The sequence below is a fragment of the uncultured Veillonella sp. genome (genome assembly GCF_938010505.1).
Classification (GTDB): domain Bacteria; phylum Bacillota; class Negativicutes; order Veillonellales; family Veillonellaceae; genus Veillonella.
The window spans coordinates 1-5,321 of sequence record NZ_CALLVP010000037.1 but is presented as its reverse complement, the minus strand read 5'-3'; the positions used below and the strand labels follow the sequence as shown (position 1 = coordinate 5,321).

The 5,321-nt window shown below is 38.6% G+C and carries 3 protein-coding genes; all 3 read left to right on the top strand.

What is annotated here, in order from left to right; all coding sequences use genetic code 11:
- Positions 1–154 precede the first annotated feature (154 nt).
- From dprA to trmFO, 3 genes are read left to right on the top strand one after another with little or no spacing between them, the layout of a single operon-like run.
- Positions 155–1,381: a DNA-processing protein DprA gene (dprA, locus tag Q0507_RS01880; RefSeq protein WP_298711550.1), complete on the top strand. Its 1,227-nt coding sequence runs from the start codon at positions 155–157 to the stop codon at positions 1,379–1,381.
- A complete protein-coding gene (gene topA / locus Q0507_RS01875) occupies positions 1,371–3,770 on the top strand; it encodes a type I DNA topoisomerase (protein WP_298711547.1) in 2,400 nt (799 codons plus the stop codon). Before dprA ends, topA begins: the two co-directional genes overlap by 11 nt.
- Entirely contained in the window at positions 3,763–5,079 is a 1,317-nt protein-coding gene (gene trmFO / locus Q0507_RS01870) for a methylenetetrahydrofolate--tRNA-(uracil(54)-C(5))-methyltransferase (FADH(2)-oxidizing) TrmFO (RefSeq protein ID WP_298711544.1), read from the top strand. The genes topA and trmFO overlap by 8 nt, the downstream gene beginning before the upstream one ends.
- Positions 5,080–5,321 lie beyond the last annotated feature (242 nt).

The window sequence follows — 5,321 nt, the reverse complement described above, 5'->3', positions numbered from 1 at the left end:
TAGAACCACATCATATTTCTGAAGCAATGTTATTTAGAACTGGCAAATAAAGTAAATGTATTATAAATTATTTGTTTCTTATTTAGAAAAGTAGTTGTTTAGTTCTATATAAAATTAAGGCTTATATACATAGAAAGAATTACCAGGTGTTTATATGACTAGATACGATGACAATATTTATATTGCAGGCTTGCAAAGTCTATACAATGTTGGAGCCACACATGTACGACGTTTTATTGAGGATTTTGGGTCGTCCTATGATGCTTGGCAAGCCGTTAAGAAGGTTGAAAATTTAAAGCCTTATACACATATTTCTACCGCTGATAAACGTGCTATAGCATCATCGGCTAAGGATGAAAAGTTAGATTATATAATTCATAAAATAGACGAATATAAGATGGATGTTACTACCTTTTTAGATAAAGATTTTCCATCTATTTTGAACCATATTTATAATCCACCGGCTATATTGTTTATGCGAGGTAATAGAGCACTTTTAGATAAACGGCTAAATCGGATTGCTCTTGTAGGGGCACGGCGCTGTTCATTATACGGACGCAATGTGGCGAGAATGCTTGGTAAAGAGCTCGGTAAATACAGCACTATTATCGTCAGTGGAGGCGCACGAGGTATTGATACACATGGTCATGAAGGACTGTTAGCTAGTCAGGGGTATGCTATTGTGATCATGGGTTGTGGATTAGATATAGTATATCCACGAGAGAATACAAAATTATTTGACCGAATCTTACAAAACAATGGTTTGCTTGTATCTGAGTACCCACCTGGTACGCCACCATCTGCTAAACATTTCCCCGCTCGAAATCGTATCATTAGTGGATTATGTAGAGGTGTTATTGTAGTAGAGGCCAAGTCCAGTAGTGGTTCTTTGATTACGGCAGATATGGCGGTTAGTGAAGGTCGAGATGTATTTGTGGTACCATGTAATCTATTAGACCATACGGCTGATGGAAATAAATTTCTAATGAGAAATGGTGCATATGTACTTACTGGTTATGAGGATATAGTTAAACAATATCATTTAACATTGCGGGAATATTTTTCTAGTAAAAAGAAACTTTTACTAATAAAGAATAATGAAAATAAAGGTGTAAAAGATAGCGTTGAAATAGGGAATCATAGTCAAAGTGTTGATAGAAAAGGGTTCTCTATGTTAAGCTTTAATGTGGATAGGAGTGTAATATTGAGTGAAATACCTCATGATCGATGTATTACGGTTAGTGATATTTTGAAAGCGACTCGTATTCCATTACAACAACTGCAGCCCTTATTACTAGAGTTAGAAATAGAAGGGGCTATAGAGAATCATCCGCCGAGAGGCTATATTAATATGACTAGGAGTGATATACTTGTCCATTAAACGATCTATCGTTATTGGCGAGCCGAAAGCAGCTAGTACTAGTAAAGAGTCAAAAAAGAAAAATACTAAGAAAGAAAGTACTACGATAAAGCGTAAGGTAGGTAAGGAAGCCCTTACTCCAATGGGGATTGTACGGGATAAATCTGTTCTACAAACCTCTGTACCACCGGAGCAACGCGAACCTCGCGTATATAATCCGGATGGCAAAGTTTTGGTTATCGTAGAGTCTCCTGCTAAATCTAAAACAATTGAAAAATTCTTAGGTCCTAACTATGTTGTTAAGGCGAGTATGGGCCACTTGCGGGACTTGCCTAAATCTCAAATGGGCATCGATATAGAGCATGATTTCACGCCGCGCTATAGTAATTTGGTCACCCGTAAAAAGGTTATTGATGAACTAGTTTCTTATGCCGATGAAAGCAGTGCCGTATTGCTTGCTACTGACCCTGACCGCGAAGGGGAAGCTATTTCTTGGCATTTAGCGTACATTCTTAATGTGGATCCTAAGTCAACATGTCGTATTACGTTCAATGAGATTACTAAAAATGCTGTAGCAGAGGCTTTGGAGTTTCCACGTACTATCGATATGAACATGGTAGATGCACAGCAAGCACGCCGTGTATTAGACCGTATCGTTGGTTATAAATTGAGTCCTTTACTGTGGAAAAAGGTTTGTAAAGGCCTTAGTGCAGGTCGTGTGCAATCCGTTGCAGTTCGTCTTATCTGTGAAAGAGAGCGCGAGATTCAAGCTTTCGTACCACAAGAATATTGGACGATTGAAGGCAATTTTGAAACGCCTAAAAAAGAGGCTTTCACAGCGGAATTGACCCATATTAAAGGTGAAAAAATCGATATTACTACTGAAAGTGAAGCACAAGCCGTAGTAGGTGCTATTGGCGGAGCCGATGCATTAGTGACAAATATTGAAAAGCGGAAGCGTTCTCGTAAAGCGGCACCTCCATTTACAACATCTACCTTGCAACAAGATGGTGTGCGTAAATTGAACTTTGGTGCTAAGCGTACCATGATGATTGCTCAACATTTATACGAAGGTCTTGAAATCGGTTCCTATGGCCACGTGGGTTTGATTACATACATGCGTACAGACTCTACACGTATCTCTAAAGAGATGCAAGCTATGGCTAAGGACTTTATTCTTCGCAATTATGGGGAAGACTATTATCCGTCTAAACCAAATGTGTACGGCTCTAAGGGGTCTGCACAAGATGCGCATGAGGCGATTCGTCCTACATCTCTCGAGTTAACACCTAAAATGGTGGAACCATTTTTGAATCGTGATGAACTTAAGCTATATACGTTGATTTGGAATCGTTTTATGGCTAGCCAAATGGCACCTCAACAAAATGAATCAACAACGATAGAGTTGAATGTTAAAGATGACTATACATTTAAAGCGACTGGCTCTCGTGTTATCTTCCCAGGTTTCAGTGCCGTTTATGAAGATACAAAAAAAGAGGATGTACCTCAATTACCAGCTTTAAAAAAGAATGATGTTGCCCATACGGTAGAGGTGTTGCCTGAACAACATTTCACGCAACCACCACCACGTTACTCCGAGGCGAGCCTCATCAAGACTCTAGAGGAATTAGGTATTGGCCGTCCTAGTACATACGCACCAATTCTAGATACTATCGTAAGCCGTAATTATGTAGAGAATACGAATAAACAATTCGTGCCTACAGAGCTAGGCTTTGTGGTGGTAGACTTCTTGATTGCTTACTTCGAAAAAATCATCAATACTGGCTTTACCCGTGATCTTGAAGAAGAACTAGATGCTATTGCATCTGGTAAGGATACATATGTAAAAGTATTATCTGATTTCTATGAGGTCTTTGCGCAAGAACTAGAAGATGCAAGTGATGTAGACCGCATTGAAATTGCATCTATGGAAAGCGATGAGACATGTGAACTTTGCAATAGTCCAATGGTATATAAATTTGGTCGCTATGGTAAGTTCTTAGCATGTTCCAATTTCCCAGAATGTAAAAATACAAAACCTATTACAGTAGGAACTGGTGTAACTTGTCCTAATTGTAAAGAAGGGGAAATCGTAGAACGCAAGTCTCGTCGTGGACGTATTTTCTATGGCTGTAATCGATACCCACAATGCGACTTTACATTATGGGATAAGCCAACCCATGATTTCTGTGAAACATGTGGTTCTATAATGGTTGAAAAGACATATAAAAATGGGACAACTAAAAAGTTCTGTTCCAATGAAACATGTCCAACTAGACCACCAAAGAAAACAAGAAAGAAAAAAAGCGAAGCTAGTGTAGAAACTGTAAAAGAATCTAAAGAGTCTAAAGAATCTAAAGGATCTAAAAAGTCTAGCAAAGCTAAAAAAGAGGAAACAACAGTTGAATAATAAAAATGTTATCGTTATTGGTGCAGGCCTTGCAGGATCCGAAGCGGCTTGGCAACTCGCTAACCGAGGTATTCATGTAGACCTATATGAAATGCGACCTGTTAAGAGTTCGCCTGCGCACCAAACAGATCAATTTGCAGAGCTCGTATGTAGTAATTCGTTGCGCGCTGGCAATATTGAAAATGCTGTAGGTCTTTTGAAAGAAGAAATGCGTCGTCTCGGTTCTATCATTATGGCATGCGCCGATGCAACTGCTGTTCCTGCTGGTGGTGCTTTAGCCGTTGATCGTCATTTGTTCAGCGAAATGGTGACAAAGAAGGTGAAAAGTCATCCTAATATTACTGTGCATCACGAAGAGGTAACGGAAATTCCTACAGAGGGAACTGTTATTTTTGCGTCTGGTCCGCTTACATCTGAAGCATTAGGTGATAAGATTAAAGCCTTAACTGGTGAAACAGGTTTTTACTTCTACGATGCTGCTGCACCTATCGTGACGGCAGAATCTTTAAACTATGATAAAGTTTTTGCTGCCTCACGTTATGATAAAGGCGATGCGGATTATCTTAACTGTCCTATGACAGAAGAAGAATATAAAGCGTTCTGGCATGAGCTTACTACTGCTGAAGCCGTACAACCAAAAGATTTCGAAAAAGAAATTTACTTTGAAGGTTGTATGCCCGTAGAAATTATGGCAAGCCGCGGTGAAGATACATTACGTTATGGTCCATTAAAGCCTGTGGGCTTAGTGGATAAACGCACCAATGAGGAATCTTATGCAGTCGTGCAATTGCGTAAGGAAAATAAGGAAGGCACTATGTTTAACTTAGTTGGCTTCCAAACTCATTTAAAATGGGGCGAACAAAAGCGTGTATTCGGTATGATTCCAGGTCTTGAAAATGCTGAATTCATCCGCTATGGCGTAATGCACCGCAATACGTATATCAATTCTCCTGAGTTATTGAATCATGCATTCCAGCTAAAAAAAGAACCGCGTTTATTCTTTGCTGGTCAAATGACAGGCGTTGAAGGTTATTTGGAATCTGCTGCTAGCGGTCTCATGGTAGGCCTACAAGTAGACCGTTACTTAGAGGAACAACCATTTATTGAATTCCCTAAGACGACGGCTATCGGTTCCCTTAGCCACTATATTTCTAACTACGAAGGTTCAAATTTCCAACCAATGAACGTCAACTTTGGTATCATGGAGTCCTGGCCTCAAAAAGTACGTAAGAAGAAAGAGAAAAATGCACTGATTGCCAATCGTGCATTAGAAGATCTGGATGCGTTAAAAGCTAAAGAAAATTTATAAAAAATATTCTTAATTTTTTAATTACTGAATACTTTATTAGTCAATAAATTAGTTAGTAAATTATATCTTGTATAGAAAAAGCCCTACATTCATTGTTTTTAACTTTGAATGTAGGACTTTTTCTTTTTTATTTGTAATTTATTTACGCTTTTTAGTTTTTACTATCGGTTTTGTAGCAACAAGTATTTTTTGATTTTTCTTTTCTAGATAGCCTAGATAAATGAATACACAGATACCGACAA

Excerpts from the sequence above, each read along its gene's own strand:
- dprA (WP_298711550.1), top strand. The coding sequence starts at position 155 with ATGACTAGATACGATGACAATATTTATATTGCAGGCTTGCAAAGTCTA.